This is a genomic window from Bradyrhizobium sp. Kon10 (genome assembly GCF_055807395.1).
Genome location: NZ_JBVVOZ010000172.1, coordinates 1 through 310, shown reverse-complemented (window position 1 = coordinate 310; position 310 = coordinate 1). Strand labels below are relative to the sequence as shown.

The following is a 310-nucleotide window of genomic DNA, read 5'->3' as shown; positions in this document are numbered from 1 at the left end:
AGAAGTCACCGCGGCAAAGGCGCCGGCCGGATCCCTTGGCCAACGTCTTCGACCTGGAGGTCGTGCCGATGCTGAAGAGGGCTCCCGGCGTGCGGCCCGTGGCTATCTTCGAGGAGATACTCCGACGCCATCCTGAGCTGGGGGCCGGAATCCGCCGCACCCTGGAGCGCCGGATCCGCGCCTGGCGAGCAATCCATGGCGGGGAGCAGGAGGTCATCTTCCGCCAGACCCACGACGTGGGCCAGGTCGGCCTCTCCGACTTCACCGATATGGGCGAGCTTGGGGTCACCATCGCGGGCGTGCCGCTCGA

General features: G+C 68.4%; 1 pseudogene. It reads left to right on the top strand.

The features are described from left to right. Positions 1-310, top strand: a pseudogene (locus AC0L2O_RS36585) (IS21 family transposase); the annotation flags it as partial.